The sequence below is a fragment of the Streptomyces hilarionis genome, assembly GCF_024539675.1.
GTDB classification, from domain to species: Bacteria; Actinomycetota; Actinomycetes; order Streptomycetales; family Streptomycetaceae; genus Streptomyces; species Streptomyces hilarionis.
Genome location: NZ_JAHHIT010000450.1, coordinates 1 through 445 on the forward strand (window position 1 = coordinate 1; position 445 = coordinate 445).

The window sequence follows — 445 nt, forward strand, 5'->3', positions numbered from 1 at the left end:
AAGAGGATGGACTTGTGGTACGCAAGGTCTACCCAGTGGTACCACCTAAAGTTGAATACTCGCTAAGCGACGAAGGTCGGAGCCTTGAGCCTTTCATCTTGGGATTATGCGGTTGGGGAGATGCCTGGTTGAAACGTCGGGGTATGACCACAGCAGCGCAGATGAGAGCGGACGAGGATGCTGCAGGGCTGAAATCAGATGCACCGTGCTTAGCTGAAGAGCAAGGGTAGGGCAGTACGCTTAAGCGTACTATATGCAAATTTTCGCAGTATTTACGTTTCTGCCCACTCCGATAGGCTTGTTTGCAAACGGGCATTTGACTGGATCGAGAACTCCAGCCTAGCCCTGAACAACCCTCGGAGGATTGATTTTGTCCGCAAAACTTTTTGAACCAGTAACCATCGGTGGCTTGACACTTCGCAACCGGATTGCGATGTCACCAATG

1 protein-coding gene is annotated in these 445 nt (G+C 51.0%); it reads left to right on the forward strand.

Going from position 1 to position 445, the window contains the following annotated elements; translation table 11 throughout:
* The first annotated feature begins 35 nt into the window (after positions 1-35).
* Positions 36-230: a winged helix-turn-helix transcriptional regulator gene (locus KMS84_RS39085; protein ID WP_438819040.1), complete on the forward strand. Its 195-nt coding sequence runs from the start codon at positions 36-38 to the stop codon at positions 228-230.
* Positions 231-445 lie beyond the last annotated feature (215 nt).